At 56.8% G+C, this 18,866-nt stretch carries 15 protein-coding genes; 13 read left to right on the forward strand and 2 right to left on the reverse strand.

The features are described 5' to 3' along the window. The first annotated feature begins 7 nt into the window (after window positions 1-7). The 6 genes from msbA (at window position 8) to ABFV38_RS07495 (ending at window position 6,011) form a co-directional block, all read left to right on the forward strand. The gene (gene msbA, locus ABFV38_RS07470) at window positions 8-1,756 is read left to right on the forward strand and encodes a lipid A ABC transporter ATP-binding protein/permease MsbA (protein ID WP_045908385.1); all 1,749 of its coding nucleotides are present in this window, start codon (window positions 8-10) and stop codon (window positions 1,754-1,756) included. Next, a complete protein-coding gene (gene lpxK / locus ABFV38_RS07475; protein ID WP_111966982.1) occupies window positions 1,753-2,730 on the forward strand; it encodes a tetraacyldisaccharide 4'-kinase in 978 nt (325 codons plus the stop codon). Before msbA ends, lpxK begins: the two co-directional genes overlap by 4 nt. A gap of 44 nt (window positions 2,731-2,774) precedes the next feature. Further along, window positions 2,775-3,989 (forward strand): winged helix-turn-helix domain-containing protein, encoded by a 1,215-nt coding sequence (locus ABFV38_RS07480; protein WP_235400942.1) that lies wholly within the window; start codon window positions 2,775-2,777, stop codon window positions 3,987-3,989. Window positions 3,990-4,049: 60 nt separating this feature from the next. Beyond that, window positions 4,050-4,232, forward strand: coding sequence for a protein YcaR (ycaR, locus tag ABFV38_RS07485; protein ID WP_006174474.1), 183 nt, complete (start codon window positions 4,050-4,052; stop codon window positions 4,230-4,232). Next, window positions 4,229-4,975, forward strand: a complete 747-nt coding sequence (gene kdsB / locus ABFV38_RS07490; protein ID WP_348959001.1) for a 3-deoxy-manno-octulosonate cytidylyltransferase — start codon at window positions 4,229-4,231, stop codon at window positions 4,973-4,975. Before ycaR ends, kdsB begins: the two co-directional genes overlap by 4 nt. 142 nt (window positions 4,976-5,117) lie before the next feature. Then, a complete protein-coding gene (locus tag ABFV38_RS07495) occupies window positions 5,118-6,011 on the forward strand; it encodes a YcbJ family phosphotransferase (RefSeq protein ID WP_048027209.1) in 894 nt (297 codons plus the stop codon). On the opposite strand, the gene elyC is transcribed toward ABFV38_RS07495, so the two are convergent. After that, on the reverse strand, window positions 5,988-6,767 hold the full coding sequence (gene elyC, locus ABFV38_RS07500; RefSeq protein WP_262810346.1) for an envelope biogenesis factor ElyC: 780 nt from the start codon (window positions 6,765-6,767) through the stop codon (window positions 5,988-5,990). The two genes, ABFV38_RS07495 and elyC, sit on opposite strands and share 24 nt — an antisense overlap. Window positions 6,768-6,891: 124 nt before the next feature. Here elyC and cmoM point away from each other — a divergent pair, with 124 nt between their 5' ends. The 7 genes from cmoM to ABFV38_RS07535 all read left to right on the forward strand — a co-directional run bounded on the left by cmoM (window position 6,892) and on the right by ABFV38_RS07535 (window position 17,529). Then, window positions 6,892-7,671, forward strand: coding sequence for a tRNA uridine 5-oxyacetic acid(34) methyltransferase CmoM (gene cmoM / locus ABFV38_RS07505; RefSeq protein ID WP_032649174.1), 780 nt, complete (start codon window positions 6,892-6,894; stop codon window positions 7,669-7,671). A gap of 3 nt (window positions 7,672-7,674) precedes the next feature. After that, entirely contained in the window at window positions 7,675-8,997 is a 1,323-nt protein-coding gene (gene mukF, locus ABFV38_RS07510) for a chromosome partition protein MukF (RefSeq protein WP_008499955.1), read from the forward strand. Next, window positions 8,978-9,682, forward strand: a complete 705-nt coding sequence (mukE, locus tag ABFV38_RS07515; protein ID WP_008499954.1) for a chromosome partition protein MukE — start codon at window positions 8,978-8,980, stop codon at window positions 9,680-9,682. Before mukF ends, mukE begins: the two co-directional genes overlap by 20 nt. After that, window positions 9,682-14,133: a chromosome partition protein MukB gene (mukB, locus tag ABFV38_RS07520; protein WP_348959004.1), complete on the forward strand. Its 4,452-nt coding sequence runs from the start codon at window positions 9,682-9,684 to the stop codon at window positions 14,131-14,133. The genes mukE and mukB overlap by 1 nt, the downstream gene beginning before the upstream one ends. Window positions 14,134-14,311: 178 nt before the next feature. Further along, on the forward strand, window positions 14,312-16,135 hold the full coding sequence (gene ldtD, locus ABFV38_RS07525; RefSeq protein WP_348959006.1) for a L,D-transpeptidase: 1,824 nt from the start codon (window positions 14,312-14,314) through the stop codon (window positions 16,133-16,135). Window positions 16,136-16,309: 174 nt separating this feature from the next. Beyond that, window positions 16,310-16,861: a YcbK family protein gene (locus tag ABFV38_RS07530; RefSeq protein WP_014169403.1), complete on the forward strand. Its 552-nt coding sequence runs from the start codon at window positions 16,310-16,312 to the stop codon at window positions 16,859-16,861. Window positions 16,862-16,881: 20 nt separating this feature from the next. Then, the gene (locus ABFV38_RS07535; protein WP_063621313.1) at window positions 16,882-17,529 is read left to right on the forward strand and encodes an MBL fold metallo-hydrolase; all 648 of its coding nucleotides are present in this window, start codon (window positions 16,882-16,884) and stop codon (window positions 17,527-17,529) included. Between the two features lie 48 nt (window positions 17,530-17,577). Here ABFV38_RS07535 and aspC read toward each other — a convergent pair whose 3' ends face one another. Further along, a complete protein-coding gene (gene aspC / locus ABFV38_RS07540) occupies window positions 17,578-18,768 on the reverse strand; it encodes an aspartate transaminase (RefSeq protein WP_008499949.1) in 1,191 nt (396 codons plus the stop codon). Window positions 18,769-18,866: the final 98 nt, after the last annotated feature.

Below are 18,866 nucleotides of genomic sequence, written 5' to 3' on the forward strand. Positions count from 1 at the left end.
TTTTTGAATGCATAACGACAAAGATCTCTCCACGTGGCAAACGTTCCGCCGACTCTGGCCGATGATTGCCCCTTTTAAAGCAGGCTTGATCGTGGCGGGTGTAGCGTTAATCCTCAACGCAGCCAGCGATACTTTTATGCTATCGCTTCTTAAACCGTTACTGGATGACGGTTTTGGTAAAACGGATCGCTCAGTGCTGCTATGGATGCCTCTGGTGGTTATCGGACTGATGATCTTACGCGGTATCACCAGCTATATCTCAAGCTACTGCATTTCCTGGGTATCCGGGAAAGTGGTGATGACCATGCGCCGTCGACTGTTCAGTCATATGATGGGCATGCCGGTTGCGTTCTTTGATAAGCAGTCAACCGGGACGCTGTTGTCGCGTATTACCTACGACTCCGAGCAGGTTGCTTCTTCCTCTTCCAGCGCACTGATTACCGTTGTGCGCGAGGGCGCGTCGATCATCGGCCTGTTCGTGATGATGTTCTACTACAGCTGGCAGCTGTCGCTTATCCTTATCGTTCTGGCACCGGTGGTTTCCATTGCTATCCGCGTCGTGTCAAAGCGCTTCCGCAATATCAGTAAGAATATGCAGAACACGATGGGGCAGGTGACCACCAGCGCAGAGCAGATGCTGAAAGGGCATAAAGAAGTGCTGATTTTTGGTGGTCAGGACGTCGAAACCAAACGCTTTGATAAAGTCAGTAACAAAATGCGTCTGCAGGGGATGAAAATGGTCTCGGCCTCTTCCATCTCTGACCCGATTATTCAGCTGATTGCTTCGCTGGCACTGGCGTTCGTCCTGTATGCAGCAAGCTTCCCGAGCGTCATGGAGACGCTGACGGCGGGTACCATTACCGTGGTCTTCTCCTCAATGATTGCCCTGATGCGTCCGCTGAAGTCACTGACGAACGTAAACGCCCAGTTCCAGCGTGGGATGGCCGCCTGCCAGACCCTGTTCAGCATTCTGGATTCCGAGCAGGAAAAAGATGAAGGCAAACGCGTCATTGAGCGCGCGAACGGCGACGTTGAGTTCCGCAATGTGACCTTTACCTATCCTGGCCGCGAAACACCGGCTCTGCGCAATATCAACCTGACCATTCCGGCGGGGAAAACCGTTGCGCTGGTAGGCCGTTCTGGCTCGGGTAAATCGACCATTGCCAGTCTGATCACCCGTTTCTACGACATTGACGAAGGTGAAATTCTGTTAGACGGCCACGACCTGCGGGAGTATACCCTGCAGTCGCTGCGTAACCAGGTAGCGCTGGTCTCTCAGAACGTGCACCTTTTCAACGATACCGTGGCAAACAATATTGCCTATGCGCGTACTGAAGAGTACAGCCGCGAGCAGATTGAAAACGCCGCGCGTATGGCTTACGCGATGGACTTTATCAACAAGATGGATAACGGTCTGGATACCATCATCGGTGAGAACGGCGTACTGCTCTCCGGTGGGCAGCGTCAGCGTATCGCCATTGCCCGTGCGCTGTTGCGCGACAGCCCGATCCTGATCCTGGACGAAGCGACCTCTGCGCTGGATACGGAATCTGAACGCGCGATTCAGTCCGCGCTGGATGAGCTGCAAAAGAACCGTACCTCGCTGGTGATTGCGCACCGTCTGTCGACTATCGAGCAGGCTGATGAAATCGTCGTGGTTGAGGACGGTATCATTGTTGAGCGTGGAAGCCATGCTGACCTGCTGGAACACCGCGGCGTTTACGCTCAGCTTCATAAGATGCAGTTCGGCGAATGATTGCACGCATCTGGTCCGGTGAATCCCCGCTGTGGCTGCTGCTTTTGCCGCTCTCCTGGCTCTACGGCCTGGTGAGCGGCATCATCCGCCTGCTTTATCGTCTGGGGGTGAAGCGGGCCTGGCGCGCGCCGGTGCCGGTTGTGGTTGTCGGTAATCTTACGGCGGGCGGCAACGGCAAAACGCCGGTGGTGATCTGGCTGGTAGAGCAGTTACAAAAACGCGGTATACGCCCGGGCGTGGTATCGCGCGGATATGGTGGTCAAGCGGCGCATTACCCGCTGTTGCTGACGGCGGAAACCACGACGGCTGAAGCGGGTGATGAACCGGTATTGATTTTCCAGCGTACCGGCGTACCGGTCGCGGTTTCCCCGGTGCGCAGCGATGCCGTACAGGCACTGCTTGCCGAACACGCGGTACAAATCATCATCACTGACGATGGTCTGCAGCATTACGCCCTGGCGCGTGATAAAGAGATTGTAGTCATCGACGGCGTTCGCCGTTTTGGTAACGGCTGGTGGTTACCTGCCGGGCCCATGCGCGAACGCGCTTCACGTCTGAAGTCTGTGGATGCGGTGATTGTGAACGGGGGTGAGGCGAAAACGGGTGAAATCCCGATGCACCTGCAGCCGGGTCTGGCGATCAACCTGGTGACGGGGGAACGCCGGTCGGTTTCAGAGTTGCCCTCACTGGTAGCGATGGCGGGCATTGGTCATCCGCCGCGCTTCTTCGCGACGCTGGAACAGTGTGGTGCCCGGCTGGAAAAACGCGTTCCGCTGGCCGACCATCAGGCGCTGGTGGAAGGGCAGGTAGACGCCTTGACCGCACCCGGGCAGTCGCTGATCATGACCGAAAAAGATGCGGTGAAATGCCGCGCCTTTGCGAAAGATAACTGGTGGTATCTGCCGGTTGACGCCGAACTCAGCGGTGAGCAGCCGGAACATTTGCTCAAGGAACTGATTGCGTTGGTGCACTAAAGGCTTACGCGGTTCTGGTGACGCTTTGACTGACAGGAAAACGCATGTCTCTACCGCAACTCTCGCTTTCAGCCGCACGTAATCTCCACCTGGCCGCGCAGGGGCTGCTCAAAAAGCCCCGCCGCCGCGCGCAGCCTGCCGATATCCTCTCTACCGTACAGCGCATGTCGCTACTCCAGATCGACACCATTAATATTGTGGCCCGCAGCCCTTACCTGGTGCTGTTCAGCCGCCTGGGGAGTTATCCTTCCCAGTGGCTGGATGAGGCGCTCAGCAAGGGGGAGTTGATGGAGTACTGGGCGCATGAAGCCTGCTTCCTGCCCCGTAGCGATTTTGCCCTGGTGCGTCACCGCATGCTTGCGCCGGAAAAGATGGGCTGGAAATACCGACAGGCCTGGATGCAGGAACATGTGGCTGAAATAGAGCAGCTCATCGCGCATATTCAGGAAAACGGCCCTGTACGCTCTGCCGATTTTGAACACCCGCGCAAGGGAACAAGCGGCTGGTGGGAGTGGAAGCCGCACAAGCGTCATCTCGAAGGGTTGTTCACGTCAGGCAAAGTTATGGTGATTGAGCGGCGTAATTTTCAACGCGTCTACGACCTCACGCATCGCGTGATGCCGCACTGGGACGACGAGCGCGACCTGCTTACCCAGGAGGCGGCCGAGGCCATTATGCTGGAGAACAGCGCCCGTAGTCTGGGGATTTTTCGCACGCAGTGGCTGGCAGATTATTATCGCCTGCGCCAGCCCGCGCTGAAACCGCTGCTGGACATGTGGCAACGCGAACAGCGCGTTATTCCCGTTACCGTGGAAACGCTGGGCGAAATGTGGCTTCATGCGGATCTCCTCCCGTTATTGCCTCAGGCTCTGGAGGGGAAACTTCAGGCAACTCACAGCGCGGTATTGTCGCCTTTCGACCCGGTCGTCTGGGACAGAAAACGCGCCGAGCAGCTCTTTGATTTCAGCTACCGGCTGGAATGTTATACCCCGGCCCCAAAGCGCCAGTATGGCTACTTTGTTTTACCGCTGCTGCATAAGGGACAGCTGGTCGGGCGCATGGATGCCAAAATGCACCGCAAGACAGGCACGCTTGAAATCATTGCGCTTTATCTGCAAGAGGGCGTCAGGGTGACGGCGAGCCTGGAAAAAGGATTAACGTCCGCCATTAGCGAATTCGCGCGCTGGCAGGGTGCCGACGACGTGACGCTGGGCCGGGTACCTGATGGATTGTTTACATCCTGTCGAAGTGGCTGGTAAACAGGCACGCCCTGAAAAGGGAATGTGTTAAGCTTTAGCGATTACCCATACGGAGGAACTATGGATCACCGTTTACTTGAAATTATTGCCTGCCCGGTATGCAACGGCAAACTGTACTACAGCCAGGACAAACAAGAGCTCATTTGCAAGCTGGACAGTCTGGCTTTCCCGCTGCGTGACGGTATTCCGGTATTGCTGGAAAATGAAGCTCGTTCCCTGGTGGCAGAAGAGAGCAAACCATGAGTTTTGTTGTCATTATTCCTGCGCGTTATGCCTCAACGCGTCTGCCGGGTAAGCCGCTGGTGGATATCAACGGCAAGCCGATGATTGTGCATGTCCTTGAGCGCGCGCGTGAATCGGGTGCTGACCGCGTGATTGTTGCCACCGATCATCCGGATGTCGCTCGTGCGGTTGAGGCCGCAGGCGGAGAGGTGTGCATGACTCGCGCCGATCACCAGTCCGGCACCGAACGTCTGGCGGAAGTGGTTGAGAAATGCGGTTTCAGTGATGATACGGTCATCGTAAACGTGCAGGGTGACGAGCCGATGATCCCCGCGGTCATTATCCGTCAGGTGGCCGAAAACCTGGCGCAGCGTCAGGTCGGAATGGCGACGCTGGCGGTACCCATTCATCATGCAGAAGAAGCGTTTAACCCGAATGCGGTGAAGGTCGTCATGGATGCGGAAGGCTATGCGCTCTATTTCTCCCGCGCCACGATCCCGTGGGATCGCGATCGCTTTGCGCTCTCTAAAGAGACCATCGGTGATACCTTCCTGCGTCATATTGGGATCTACGGCTATCGCGCGGGCTTTATTCGCCGCTATGTGGCCTGGGCGCCGAGCCCGCTGGAGCATATCGAAATGCTGGAGCAGCTTCGCGTGCTCTGGTACGGCGAGAAAATTCACGTTGCCGTTGCTGTGGAAGTCCCCGGCACGGGCGTAGACACCCCTGAAGATCTTGAGCGCGTTCGCGCCGAATTGCGTTAATCTTACCGGCATCTCTCCGCAGGGAGGGATGCACTCTCCGCTTTATTTTTCACTTTCTTTTTCCTGATTGATCTCTTCCGGGTGACATCTTCATTAAGGACGCTCATTATAAAAGCAGTAGTCTTAATGGGGGTAATCTCATATGGAACAGCTGCGTGCCGAACTTAGCCATCTGCTGGGTGAAAAGTTAAGCCGGGTCGAATGCGTGAGTGAAAAAGCCGATACCGCGCTCTGGTCGCTTTACGACAGTCAGGGTAACCCGATGCCGCTAATGGCAAGAAGTTTCACGTCACCCGGCGTTGCCAGGCAGCTTGCATGGAAAATGTCGATGCTGGCGCGGGAGGGAACCGTGCGTATGCCGACGGTGTATGGCGTGATGACCCATGAGGAACACCCCGGCCCGGACGTACTGCTGATTGAACGTTTACGCGGTGTGCCCGTTGAAGCGCCCGCGCGAACGCCGGAACGCTGGGAGCAGCTGAAAGACCAGATTGTCGAGGCGCTGCTGGCCTGGCACCGTCAGGATAGCCGTGGACTTGTCGGACCGGTTGACAGCACCCAGGAAAACCTCTGGCCGCTGTGGTACCGCCAGCGGGTTGAAGTGCTGTGGGGAACGCTTAACCAGTTCAACAATACCGGTTTAACCATGCAGGACAAACGTATCCTGTTTCGCACCCGGGAGTGCTTACCAGCCTTGTTCGAAGGTTTTAATGACAACTGCGTGCTGATCCACGGCAATTTTACCCTGCGCAGCATGCTCAAAGACGCCCGCAGCGATCAGCTTCTGGCAATGGTGGGGCCGGGCATCATGCTCTGGGCACCGCGCGAATATGAGCTGTTCAGGCTCAGCGACAGCGGGGCGGCGGAAGGCTTACTGTGGCATTACCTTCAACGCGCCCCCGTTGCGGAAGCGTTTCTCTGGCGACGCTGGCTATACCTGCTCTGGGACGAAGTCGCGCAGTTGGTGAACACCGGACGATTTAATCGCGCAAACTTCGATCTGGCAACAAAATCACTCTTGCCCTGGCTCGCCTGAGGATCCTTTCAGCCACTGCCAGAGACGTCCGAGCGACTCGTAGCCGACGCGGTCGCTGTGCATCAGCCACACCGGGGAGGGGATCGCCCGTTCCCACGGGTTGAGCGGTGCGTCGATGGCCATCTGGTTTGCCGGTGCGGGAAGCGGGTGCAGGCCTTGCTTCTCAAAGAAAATTATCGCGCGCGGCAGGTGCGAGGCGGAAGTCACCAGCAGGAACGGGGCATCGCCAATCGCCTGCTTCACTGCAGCAGCCTCTTCTTCGGTGTCTTTCGGGCTGTCCAGCGTGATGATTGAGGAACGCGGCACGCCGAGAGATTCCGCGACCCTGGCGCCTGCTTCAGCCGTACTCACCGGGTTCGTTTTGGCCGCCGCGCCGGTGAAGATCATTTTTGATCCCGGATTTGCCAGCCACAGGCGAATACCTTCGTTCAGCCGTGGCAGGCTGTTGTTGATCAGGTTTGAGCTCGGAGCCCAGTCAGGATCCCAGGTATATCCACCGCCCAGCACCACGATGTACGACACTTTCTGATTTCCCTGCCATGTTGGGTACCTGTTTTCGATGGGGCGTAACAGGCCATCCGCGACCGGTTGCAGGCTCAACAGCAGCAAGACCAGCCAGCCGAGCGTGATAAGCGTTTTGCCACTCTTCTGAAAGCGGCTGAACCACACCAGCGCCAGCCCCAGCGCGATGATGATGAGCAGCAGCGGAAGGGGAAGCATCATCCCTCCAATGTATTTCTTAAGGGTAAAAAGCATCCTTTTTGGTTCCTTTTTTGACCATATAGCAGGTGATTGCCGGTGATATTACACCAGAGAGGTTCATTCTCCGCGCGGGTGTGACAAAATAGCGGTTTTGCAGTTAGCGAGTGGAACTCTCCCAATGCGGGATCGCAATTTTGATGACATCGCGGAAAAATTTTCGCGCAACATTTATGGCACCACGAAGGGGCAGCTCCGTCAGACGATCCTCTGGCAGGATCTGGACACCATTCTGGCTACGTTCGGCGGCCAAACGTTGCGCGTGCTGGACGCCGGTGGTGGTGAAGGGCAGACGGCCATAAAAATGGCTGAACGCGGTCATCACGTCACGCTTTGCGATCTTTCTGCTGAAATGGTCGCCCGCGCGACGCGTGCGGCAGAAGAGAAAGGTGTGAGCGACAACATGCATTTTATACAATGCGCCGCTCAGGACATCGCACAGCATTTGGAAACCCAGGTTGATCTGATATTGTTTCATGCGGTGCTGGAGTGGGTTGCCGATCCGCAAAGCGTGTTACAAACCCTGTGGTCGATGTTGCGCCCGGGCGGCACGCTGTCGCTGATGTTCTACAATGCTAACGGCTTCCTGATGCACAACATGGTTGCGGGAAACTTCGACTATGTTCAGGTCGGGATGCCCAAAAAGAAAAAGCGCACGCTTTCCCCGGACTATCCGCGCGATCCACAGCAGGTTTATGGCTGGCTGGAAGCGATTGGCTGGCAGATTGTCGGGAAAACGGGCGTCAGGGTGTTTCATGATTATCTGCGTGAAAAACACAAACAGCGTGACTGTTTTGACACCTTAACAGAATTGGAAACGCGGTATTGCCGTCAGGAGCCTTTTGTCAGCCTTGGCCGCTATATTCACGTCACCGCGCACAAGCCGCAGATGCAAGGATAACCTATGAGTGAATTTTCCCAGACAGTCCCCGAACTGGTTGCCTGGGCCAGGAAAAACGATTTCTCCATCTCGCTGCCGGTAGACAGACTTTCATTCCTGCTGGCGGTCGCCACGCTGAACGGCGAGCGGCTGGATGGTGAAATGAGCGAGGGTGAACTGGTGGATGCGTTCCGCCACGTCAGTGATGCGTTTGAGCAAACCAGCGAAACCATTAGCGTCCGTGCCAACAACGCGATCAACGATATGGTGCGTCAACGTCTGCTGAACCGCTTTACCAGCGAGCAGGCGGAAGGAAACGCCATCTATCGCCTGACGCCACTGGGCATCGGCATCACCGATTATTATATCCGCCAGCGTGAATTTTCCACGCTGCGTCTTTCCATGCAGCTGTCGATCGTGGCGGGTGAGCTTAAGCGCGCCGCCGATGCGGCAGATGAAGACGGTGACGAATTCCACTGGCACCGAAACGTCTATGCACCGCTGAAATATTCGGTGGCGGAAATCTTCGACAGTATCGATCTGACCCAGCGCCTGATGGACGAACAGCAGCAGCAGGTGAAAGACGATATCGCACAGCTGCTGAATAAAGACTGGCGAGCGGCCATCTCCAGCTGTGAACTTCTGCTGTCAGAAACCTCCGGTACGCTGCGTGAGCTGCAGGATACGCTGGAAGCCGCAGGGGATAAGCTGCAGGCGAACCTGCTGCGCATCCAGGACGCGACGCTGGCGCACGACGATCTGCACTTTATCGATCGTTTAGTGTTCGACCTGCAGAGCAAACTGGACCGTATTATCAGCTGGGGTCAGCAGTCGATCGACCTGTGGATTGGCTATGACCGACACGTGCATAAATTTATCCGTACCGCGATCGATATGGATAAGAACCGCGTCTTTGCCCAGCGTCTGCGCCAGTCGGTGCAGACCTATTTCGATGCGCCGTGGGCGCTGACCTACGCCAATGCCGATCGTCTGCTGGATATGCGCGACGAAGAGATGGCGCTGCGTGATGAAGAGGTGACCGGTGAACTGCCGCCGGATCTGGAATATGAAGAATTTAACGAAATTCGCGAGCAGCTTGCGGCGATGATCGAAGAACAGCTCGCGGTCTACAAAACCAGACAAGCTCCGCTGGATCTTGGACTCGTGGTGCGCGACTATCTGGCGCAATATCCGCGCGCGCGCCACTTCGACGTTGCCCGCATTGTGGTAGACCAGGCGGTTCGCCTGGGTATCGCGCAAGCAGACTTCACCGGACTGCCGCCGAAGTGGCAGCCAATTAACGATTACGGAGCCAAGGTACAGGCGCATGTCATTGACAAATATTGAACAAGTGATGCCGGTTAAGCTGGCACAGGCGCTGGCGAATCCGTTATTTCCGGCGCTGGACAGCCAGCTGCGTGCCGGTCGTCACATTGGCTTAGACGAGCTGGATAATCACGCCTTTTTGATGGACTTCCAGGAGTACCTGGAAGAGTTTTACGCACGCTACAACGTGGAGCTTATCCGCGCGCCGGAAGGGTTTTTCTACCTGCGCCCGCGCTCCACGACGCTGATTCCGCGTTCCGTGCTCTCCGAGCTGGATATGATGGTCGGCAAAATTCTTTGCTACCTCTATCTCAGCCCGGAACGTCTGGCGAATGAAGGGATCTTCACCCAGCAGGAGCTTTACGACGAGCTGTTGACGCTGGCAGATGAGAGCAAGCTGCTCAAGCTGGTGAACAACCGCTCCACGGGGTCGGATCTTGACCGTCAGAAATTACAGGAAAAGGTTCGCTCTTCCCTGAACCGTCTGCGTCGTCTGGGGATGGTCTGGTTTATGGGTCACGACAGCAGCAAATTCCGCATTACGGAATCTGTCTTCCGCTTCGGCGCCGACGTGCGTGCGGGCGATGACGCGCGTGAAGCGCAGCTTCGCATGATCCGCGACGGTGAAGCGATGCCGGTGGAAAACCATTTGCAGCTCAATGATGAGCATGAAGAGAATCTGCCGGATAGCGGGGAGGAAGAGTAATGATTGAACGCGGTAAATTTCGCTCACTGACGCTGATTAACTGGAACGGCTTCTTTGCCCGAACGTTCGATCTGGATGAGCTGGTCACGACGCTCTCCGGCGGTAACGGGGCGGGTAAATCCACCACCATGGCGGCCTTTGTCACGGCGCTGATCCCTGACCTGACGCTGCTTCACTTCCGTAACACCACTGAAGCGGGGGCCACAAGCGGTTCCCGTGATAAAGGTCTGCACGGGAAGCTGAAGGCCGGCGTCTGTTATTCGGTTCTGGACGTCATTAACTCCCGCCATCAGCGCGTGGTGGTGGGCGTACGCCTGCAGCAGGTTGCCGGTCGCGATCGTAAAGTCGATATTAAACCGTTCGCCATCCAGGGGCTGCCAACGTCCATGCAGCCAACGGCGCTGCTGACGGAAACCCTGAACGAACGCCAGGCGCGCGTGCTGACGCTCCAGGAGCTGAAAGATAAGCTCGAAGCGATAGAAGGCGTGCAGTTCAAACAGTTCAACTCGATTACTGACTACCACTCGCTGATGTTCGATCTCGGCGTGGTGGCGCGTCGTCTGCGTACCGCATCAGACCGTAGCAAATACTACCGCCTGATCGAAGCGTCCCTGTACGGCGGTATCTCCAGCGCCATTACCCGCTCCCTGCGCGACTACCTGCTGCCGGAAAACAGCGGCGTGCGTAAGGCCTTCCAGGATATGGAAGCGGCGCTGCGTGAAAACCGCATGACGCTGGAAGCGATTCGCGTGACCCAGTCTGACCGTGACCTGTTTAAACACCTGATCAGCGAAGCCACCAACTACGTGGCGGCGGACTACATGCGCCACGCTAACGAGCGCCGCGTCCACCTCGATCAGGCATTAGAATATCGCCGCGAGCTGTTTACCTCCCGTAAACAGCTGGTGGCCGAGCAGTACAAGCACGTCGAAATGGCGCGCGAGCTCGGTGAGCACAACGGTGCCGAGGGCGACCTGGAAGCCGATTACCAGGCCGCCAGCGATCACCTGAACCTGGTGCAAACTGCGCTCCGTCAGCAGGAAAAAATCGAGCGCTATGAAGCGGACCTCGATGAGCTGCAGATCCGTCTCGAAGAGCAAAATGAAGTGGTGGCCGAAGCCGCCGAGATGCAGGAAGAGAACGAAGCCCGCGCCGAAGCGGCCGAGCTGGAAGTGGATGAGCTGAAAAGCCAGCTTGCCGATTACCAGCAGGCGCTGGACGTGCAGCAGACGCGTGCGATCCAGTACACCCAGGCACTGCAGGCATTACAGCGCGCGAAAGAGCTGTGCCATCTGCCTGACCTGACGCCGGAAAGCGCCGACGAGTGGCTGGATACCTTCCAGGCCAAAGAGCAGGAAGCCACTGAGAAACTGCTGTCCCTCGAACAGAAAATGAGCGTTGCGCAAACGGCACACAGCCAGTTTGAGCAGGCTTATCAGCTGGTTGTGGCGATTAACGGCCCGCTGGCGCGTAACGAAGCCTGGGACGTTGCCCGTGAACTGCTGCGCGACGGCGTGAACCAGCGCCATCTGGCCGAGCAGGTTCAGCCGCTGCGTATGCGTCTGAACGAGCTGGAACAGCGCCTGCGCGAGCAGCAGGAAGCCGAGCGTCTGCTGGCGGAATTCTGCAAACGTCAGGGCAAAAATTACGATTTTGACGAGCTTGAGGCCCTGCATCAGGAACTCGAGGCGCGTATCGCTGCGCTTTCAGACACAGTCTCCAGCGCCAGCGAACAGCGTATGACCCTGCGTCAGGAGCTGGAACAGCTGCAGTCCCGTTCGCAAGCGCTTCTGCAGCGTGCACCGGTCTGGCTGGCGGCCCAGAGTAGCCTTAACCAGCTCAGCGAACAGTGCGGCGAGCAGTTTGAATCCAGTCAGGAAGTGACCGAATACCTGCAGCAGCTGCTGGAGCGTGAGCGCGAAGCCATTGTTGAGCGTGATGAAGTCGGCACGCGCAAGCGTGAAGTCGACGAAGAAATTGAACGCTTAAGCCAGCCGGGCGGTGCGGAAGACCCGCGTCTCAATGCCCTGGCGGAGCGTTTTGGCGGCGTGCTGCTGTCCGAGATTTACGACGATGTCGGTCTGGACGATGCGCCATACTTCTCCGCGCTGTACGGTCCATCCCGTAATGCGATTGTGGTGCCGGATCTGTCGCTGATTTCTGAGCAGCTTGCCGGCCTGGAAGATTGTCCGGAAGATCTCTACCTGATCGAAGGGGATCCGCAGTCGTTCGATGACAGCGTATTCAGCGTCGACGAGCTGGAAAAAGCGGTGGTGGTGAAAATCGCTGACCGTCAGTGGCGCTATTCCCGCTTCCCGGAACTGCCGCTGTTTGGCCGCGCCGCGCGCGAAAGCCGCATCGAAAGCCTGCACGCCGAGCGTGAAGCGCTATCTGAACGTTTTGCGACGCTGTCGTTTGACGTGCAGAAAACCCAGCGCCTGCATCAGGCGTTTAGCCGCTTTATCGGCAGCCATCTGGCCGTGGCCTTTGAAGCTGACCCGGAAGCGGAAATTCGCAAGCTCAATACCCGTCGCGGCGAGCTGGAGCGGGCGATTGCCAGTCATGAAAGCGACAACCAGCAGAGCCGCGTCCAGTTCGAGCAGGCGAAAGAGGGCGTCGCGGCCCTTAACCGTATTCTGCCGCGCCTGAATCTGCTGGCGGATGACACGCTGGCCGATCGCGTGGACGAGATCCAGGAGCGCCTGGATGAAGCGCAGGAAGCCGCGCGCTTCGTGCAGCAGCACGGCAATCAGCTGGCGAAGCTGGAGCCGGTTGTCTCTGTCCTGCAGAGCGACCCGGAACAGTTTGAGCAGTTGAAAGAAGACTATGCCTGGTCGCAGCAGGTGCAGCGCGAGGCGCGTCAGCAGGCGTTCGCCCTGACGGAGGTGGTGCAGCGTCGCGCCCACTTCGGCTACTCCGATTCGGCAGAAATGCTGAGCGGTAACAGCGATCTGAATGAAAAGCTGCGTCAGCGCCTTGAGCAGGCGGAAGCGGAACGTACCCGCGCCCGCGAGGCGATGCGCAGCCATTCCGCTCAGCTGAACCAGTACAACCAGGTGCTGGCCTCGCTGAAAAGCTCCTTCGATACCAAGAAAGAGCTGTTAAACGACCTGCAGAAAGAGCTTCAGGACATCGGCGTTCGTGCCGACAGCGGGGCAGAGGAGCGCGCGCGCATTCGTCGTGACGAACTGCATGCTCAGCTGAGCAACAACCGTGCGCGTCGCAATCAGCTGGAAAAAGCGCTGACCTTCTGCGAAGCAGAAATGGATAACCTGACCCGTCGCCTGCGCAAGCTGGAGCGCGACTACTTTGAGATGCGCGAGCAGGTCGTGACCGCGAAGGCGGGCTGGTGCGCGGTGATGCGCATGGTGAAAGACAATAACGTTGAGCGTCGCCTGCACCGTCGCGAACTGGCGTATCTCTCTGCCGATGAGCTGCGTTCCATGTCGGATAAGGCGTTGGGTGCTCTGCGTCTGGCGGTGGCGGATAACGAACACCTGCGCGATGTCCTGCGCATGTCCGAAGATCCGAAACGTCCTGAACGTAAAATCCAGTTCTTCGTGGCGGTTTACCAGCACCTGCGCGAACGTATTCGTCAGGACATCATTCGTACTGACGATCCGGTCGAGGCTATCGAACAGATGGAAATCGAGCTGGGTCGCCTGACGGAAGAGCTGACCTCCCGCGAGCAGAAGCTGGCGATCAGCTCCCGCAGCGTGGCGAACATCATCCGTAAAACCATTCAGCGCGAGCAGAACCGTATCCGCCAGCTCAACCAGGGTCTGCAGAGCGTGTCGTTTGGCCAGGTGAACAGCGTGCGCCTCAACGTTAACGTGCGCGAAGCGCATGCCACCCTGCTGGAAGTGCTGTCTGAGCAGCACGAACAGCATCAGGATCTGTTCAACAGTAACCGTCTGACCTTCTCTGAAGCGCTGGCGAAACTGTATCAGCGCCTGAACCCGCAGATTGATATGGGCCAGCGTACGCCGCAAACCATCGGTGAAGAGCTGCTGGATTACCGTAACTACCTGGAAATGGAGGTAGAGGTAAACCGTGGTTCAGACGGCTGGCTGCGTGCGGAATCCGGAGCGCTCTCAACCGGTGAAGCGATCGGTACCGGTATGTCAATTCTGGTGATGGTGGTACAGAGCTGGGAAGACGAAGCGCGCCGCCTGCGCGGCAAAGACATCTCCCCATGCCGACTGCTGTTCCTGGATGAGGCGGCGCGTCTTGATGCGCGCTCCATTGCTACGCTGTTTGAGCTTTGCGAACGTCTCGATATGCAGCTCATCATTGCGGCACCGGAGAACATCAGTCCTGAAAAAGGGACAACCTACAAGCTGGTGCGTAAAGTGTTCCAGAACAGCGAACACGTGCACGTTGTGGGGCTGCGTGGCTTTGCGCCGCAGCCGCCAGAGTCACTGCCAGAAACCTCGGCGGACGCTTCCTGACGCGTTTTCCGATCCGAAGCGGCGCCCTGGCGCCGCTTTTTTTTTAAACTTAACTTGTGCTTAGGGCTGCGTTATCTTTAAACTTCTTTACATAAGGTAAGGCAACAGCTTAGCCGTCTACCTATAATGAAAGAAAGCCCCAACGTGATGGGCATGTCGTGAAAACAGGGGGCAAGGGATGTTGCTTAAGAAAGAATGTGGTCGTCAGCTGTCGGCGCTTAGTTTATGCCTGGCAGTGATGTTTGCTCCACTGTTAACCGCCCAGGCCGACGAGCCTGAAATTGTGCCGACTGACAGCTCGGCAACGACAGGCACGCAGCCTACGTCGTTGTCCCAGCCGCTGGAACAGTCTCCGGCGACGGCTATCATGGCCGGTATTAAGCCGCTGCCGGAAGGTATCGATGCCGAATCGCTCAGCCAGCAGCTGCAGTCAGGGTTGCCGTCAGGCTACACGCCGGTCTATATCAATCAGCTCACGCTCCTCTATGCTGCCCGCGATATGAAACCGATGTGGGAAAACCGCGATGCCGTGCGCGCCTTCCAGCAGCAGCTGGCGGAGGTCGCGATTGCAGGGTTTCAGCCACAGTTTACAAAGTGGGTTGAGCTGTTAACCGATCCTGCCGTGTCCGGTCAGGCACGGGACGTCGTGCTTTCCGATTCCATGATGGGCTATCTGCAGTTCGTGGCGGGTATTCCGGTCAATGGCAACCGCTGGCTGTACAGCGACAAGCCGTATAAGCTGGCGACGCCGGCGCTGTCGGTGATTAACCAGTGGCAGTTAGCCCTGGATAACGGCGAACTGCCGCGCTTTATTGCCAGCCTCGCACCGGCACATCCACAATATGCCACTCTGCACGAGTCGCTTCTCGCGCTGGTGGGCGACTCGCGTCCATGGCCGCAGATGCGCGGCACCGCGACGCTGCGTCCGGGGCAGTGGAGCAGCGATGTGCCTGCTCTGCGTGAGATCCTGACGCGCTCCGGTCTTCTTGATGGCGGGCCACATATCGCTCTGCCTGGTGACGATCCACAAAACGCGGCGGTCAGCCCGTCAGCGCCCGTGAAAGAGAAAAAAGCGATTGCCGTCAGCAATAAACCCGCAGCATACGATCGTGAGCTGGTTGCGGCAGTGAAGCAATTCCAGGCCGCTCAGGGACTGGGAGCCGATGGCGTCATTGGCCAGACGACACGAGACTGGTTGAACGTATCGCCTGCGCAGCGGGCTGGGGTGCTGGCGCTCAATATCCAGCGTTTGCGCCTGCTGCCTGGAACCCTCTCTACCGGGATTATGGTTAACATTCCTGCGTATTCACTGGTCTATTACCAGGACGGTAGCGAAAAACTGGCGTCACGCGTGATTGTCGGGCGTCCGGATCGCAAAACGCCGATGATGAGCAGCGCGCTGAATAATGTGGTGGTTAACCCGCCGTGGAACGTGCCACCGACGCTGGCGCGTAAAGACATTCTGCCGAAGGTCTGGAACGATCCGGGTTATCTGGAACGTCATGGTTATACGGTGATGCGTGGCTGGAACAGTAATGAGGCCATCGATCCTTATATGGTCGACTGGTCAACAATCACGGCTTCTAACCTGCCGTTCCGTTTCCAGCAGGCTCCGGGGGCGCATAACTCTTTAGGGCGTTACAAATTCAATATGCCGAGTTCTGACGCTATCTATCTGCACGATACGCCGAACCACAATCTGTTCCAGAAAGATACGCGCGCGCTGAGTTCTGGCTGCGTGCGCGTGAACAAAGCCTCGGAGCTGGCCAATATGCTGCTGCAGGATGCGGGCTGGAACGATACGCGCATTTCGTATGCCCTGAAGCAGGGGGATACGCGTTACGTTAATATTCGACACAATATTCCGGTCAATCTTTACTATCTGACGGCGTTTGTTGGCGAAGACGGGCGTACTCAGTACCGTACAGATATTTACAATTATGATCTCACCGCGCGATCTGGCGCACAAATTTTGCCAAAAGCGGAACAATTAATCAGGTAAATGAAGCAGTTCGGGAAAAATGATTGTCGTAAGTTAGAGTGAATAAGGGGCTATATCGCTGCAAGCCGCGTATTCACTGGGGTTGGGCGCCTTGACGTACCCGGTTTTGCCAGTTATGGTGCCCTTCGTGCGCTAAGCATATTACGATTTCTTTTACCTGTAGACCTGATTATCATGGACAAATTTGACGCTAATCGCCGCAAACTGCTGGCGTTAGGTGGTGTTGCGCTTGGCGCAGCGGCCATCTTGCCGACGCCAGCATTTGCCACCCTCTCGACACCTCGTCCGCGAGTTTTAACGCTCAACAATCTTCATACCGGTGAGTCGTTAAAAGCGGAGTTCTTCGATGGCAGAGGCTATATTCAGGATGAATTAGCAAGACTTAACCATTTTTTCCGTGATTTCCGCGCGAATAAAATTAAAGCCATCGACCCAGGACTGTTTGATCAGCTTTTCCGCCTTCAGGGCCTGCTGGGTACCAGCAAGCCGGTGCAGCTTATTTCTGGTTATCGCTCGGTTGATACCAATAATGAACTGCGCGCCCACAGTCGCGGGGTAGCGAAAAAAAGCTATCACACGAAGGGCCAGGCAATGGATTTCCATATTGAGGGCGTTTCGTTAGCCAATATTCGCAAAGCTGCGTTATCTATGCGCGCAGGTGGTGTAGGATATTACCCCAGCAGCAACTTTGTGCATATTGATACCGGTCCGGTTCGGCACTGGTAATAACGAAACACAGGAGCAGTATGAACTATCGTATTATTCCGGTTACCGCGTTCTCCCAGAATTGTTCACTCATCTGGTGCGAACAAACTAAACTGGCCGCGCTTGTCGATCCCGGCGGTGACGCTGAGAAGATCAAGCAGGAAGTCGCCGACAGCGGCGTGACGCTCATGCAGATTTTACTGACGCATGGTCATCTCGACCATGTGGGCGCAGCGGCTGAACTGGCTGAACACTACGGCGTGCCGATTGTCGGTCCGGAAAAAGAAGATGAGTTCTGGCTGCAGGGGTTACCTGCCCAAAGCCGCATGTTTGGCCTTGATGAGTGTCAGCCTCTGACGCCCGATCGCTGGCTGGATGAAGGAGAGCGCGTTAGCATAGGGAATGTGACTTTACAGGTGTTGCATTGTCCTGGGCATACGCCAGGCCATATCGTCTTCTTTGATGACCAGTCCCGTCTGCTGATCTCCGGCGATGTGATTTTCAAAGGTGGCGTAGGACGCAGCGATTTTCCGCGCGGCGATCACGGACAGCTGATTCAGTCGATTAAACAGAAGTTATTGCCGCTGGGTGATGATGTGACGTTTATCCCTGGGCACGGTCCGATGTCGACGCTGGGCTATGAACGGCTCCATAATCCGTTCCTTCAGGATGAAATGCCTGTCTGGTAACCCGCATAAAAAAAGCCTGCATAATGCAGGCTTTTTTATAGGCGCAAATTACAGTACGGCGACAATCGCTTCGCACAGCGGCGCCATGTTGTCAGGCGTCATGCCTGCAACGTTCACGCGGCCAGACGCCACGGCGTACACGCCGAACTCTTCACGCAGACGCAGAACCTGCTCTTTGGTCAGGCCGCTGAAAGAGAACATGCCGTTCTGTTTGATGATAAAGCTGAAGTCGCGGTCCGCGCCTTTCTCCGCCAGGGTGTTCACAAACAGCAGGCGCATGCGCTGAATACGCTGACGCATATCGTTCAGCTCTTGTTCCCAGATAGCGCGCAGCGCATCGTTGCTCAGGATAGTCGCAACAACAGATGCACCGTGTGCCGGTGGGTTAGAGTAGTTAGCGCGGATAACGGATTTCATCTGACTGAACGCGCGATCGACGGTCTCATCGTTAGCCGCAACCAGCGTACAGGCACCTACACGCTCATTGTACAGACCAAAGTTCTTGGAATAGGAACTGGCAACGATCAGCTCCTGATGCACGGCGGCGAACGCGCGCAGGCCTTCAGCATCTTCTTCCAGACCACGGGCGAAGCCCTGGTAGGCAAAGTCAAACAGCGGCAGCCAGCCTTTCTCTACAGACAGCTTCGCCAGGTGTTCCCACTGCTCAAGCGTTGGATCGATACCGGTTGGGTTATGGCAGCAGCCGTGGAACAGCACCACGTCACCCGCCTGCGCTTCGCTCAGGCTTGCCAGCAGGCCGTCAAAGTCCAGAGAGTGGTTTGCTGCGTCGTAGTAGGCGTATTCACGCACTTCCAGACCCGCAGAGTTAAACACGCTCTTGTGGTTCGGCCAGCTTGGATTGCTTACCCAGACACGCTTCACAGAGGTGTTTTTCGCAAGGAAATCTGCCGCCACGCGCAGCGCGCCGGTACCGCCCGGGGTCTGAGCTGTACGGGCACGTTTGTCACTCACAATTGCGCTGCCTTTACCGAACAGCAGCTCCTGGGTGCAGCGACCAAATTCAGGGATACCATCAATACCGAGGTAGTTTTTGGTGGTTTCGTTTTCCAGCAGATACTGCTCAGCTTTCTTAACGCTGGTCAGTACCGGAGTTTTGCCGGTTTCATCTTTATATACACCAATACCCAGGTTGATTTTGCCAGGGCGGTCGTCGGCACGAAACAGATCGGCCAGGCCCAGAATCGGGTCGGCAGGAGCGGCGGTAATGTTCTCAAACATGACGAAGTTCCATTGTGATTACAGAAGTGAAATCCGCTATCAGGTTAACGGTAGATTTACAAAATGCCAACCGTTTGCGACGAAAAGCGTGCGGCTTT

This window comes from Enterobacter cloacae complex sp. Mu1197 (assembly GCF_040059225.1).
GTDB lineage: Bacteria > Pseudomonadota > Gammaproteobacteria > Enterobacterales > Enterobacteriaceae > Enterobacter > Enterobacter quasiroggenkampii.

Coding starts and splice junctions, on each gene's coding strand:
- msbA (WP_045908385.1), top strand. CDS start 8: ATGCATAACGACAAAGATCTCTCCACGTGGCAAACGTTCCGCCGACTC.
- lpxK (WP_111966982.1), top strand. CDS start 1,753: ATGATTGCACGCATCTGGTCCGGTGAATCCCCGCTGTGGCTGCTGCTT.
- ABFV38_RS07480 (WP_235400942.1), top strand. CDS start 2,775: ATGTCTCTACCGCAACTCTCGCTTTCAGCCGCACGTAATCTCCACCTG.
- ycaR (WP_006174474.1), top strand. CDS start 4,050: ATGGATCACCGTTTACTTGAAATTATTGCCTGCCCGGTATGCAACGGC.
- kdsB (WP_348959001.1), top strand. CDS start 4,229: ATGAGTTTTGTTGTCATTATTCCTGCGCGTTATGCCTCAACGCGTCTG.
- ABFV38_RS07495 (WP_048027209.1), top strand. CDS start 5,118: ATGGAACAGCTGCGTGCCGAACTTAGCCATCTGCTGGGTGAAAAGTTA.
- elyC (WP_262810346.1), bottom strand. CDS start 6,767: ATGCTTTTTACCCTTAAGAAATACATTGGAGGGATGATGCTTCCCCTT.
- cmoM (WP_032649174.1), top strand. CDS start 6,892: ATGCGGGATCGCAATTTTGATGACATCGCGGAAAAATTTTCGCGCAAC.
- mukF (WP_008499955.1), top strand. CDS start 7,675: ATGAGTGAATTTTCCCAGACAGTCCCCGAACTGGTTGCCTGGGCCAGG.
- mukE (WP_008499954.1), top strand. CDS start 8,978: ATGTCATTGACAAATATTGAACAAGTGATGCCGGTTAAGCTGGCACAG.
- mukB (WP_348959004.1), top strand. CDS start 9,682: ATGATTGAACGCGGTAAATTTCGCTCACTGACGCTGATTAACTGGAAC.
- ldtD (WP_348959006.1), top strand. CDS start 14,312: ATGTTGCTTAAGAAAGAATGTGGTCGTCAGCTGTCGGCGCTTAGTTTA.
- ABFV38_RS07530 (WP_014169403.1), top strand. CDS start 16,310: ATGGACAAATTTGACGCTAATCGCCGCAAACTGCTGGCGTTAGGTGGT.
- ABFV38_RS07535 (WP_063621313.1), top strand. CDS start 16,882: ATGAACTATCGTATTATTCCGGTTACCGCGTTCTCCCAGAATTGTTCA.
- aspC (WP_008499949.1), bottom strand. CDS start 18,768: ATGTTTGAGAACATTACCGCCGCTCCTGCCGACCCGATTCTGGGCCTG.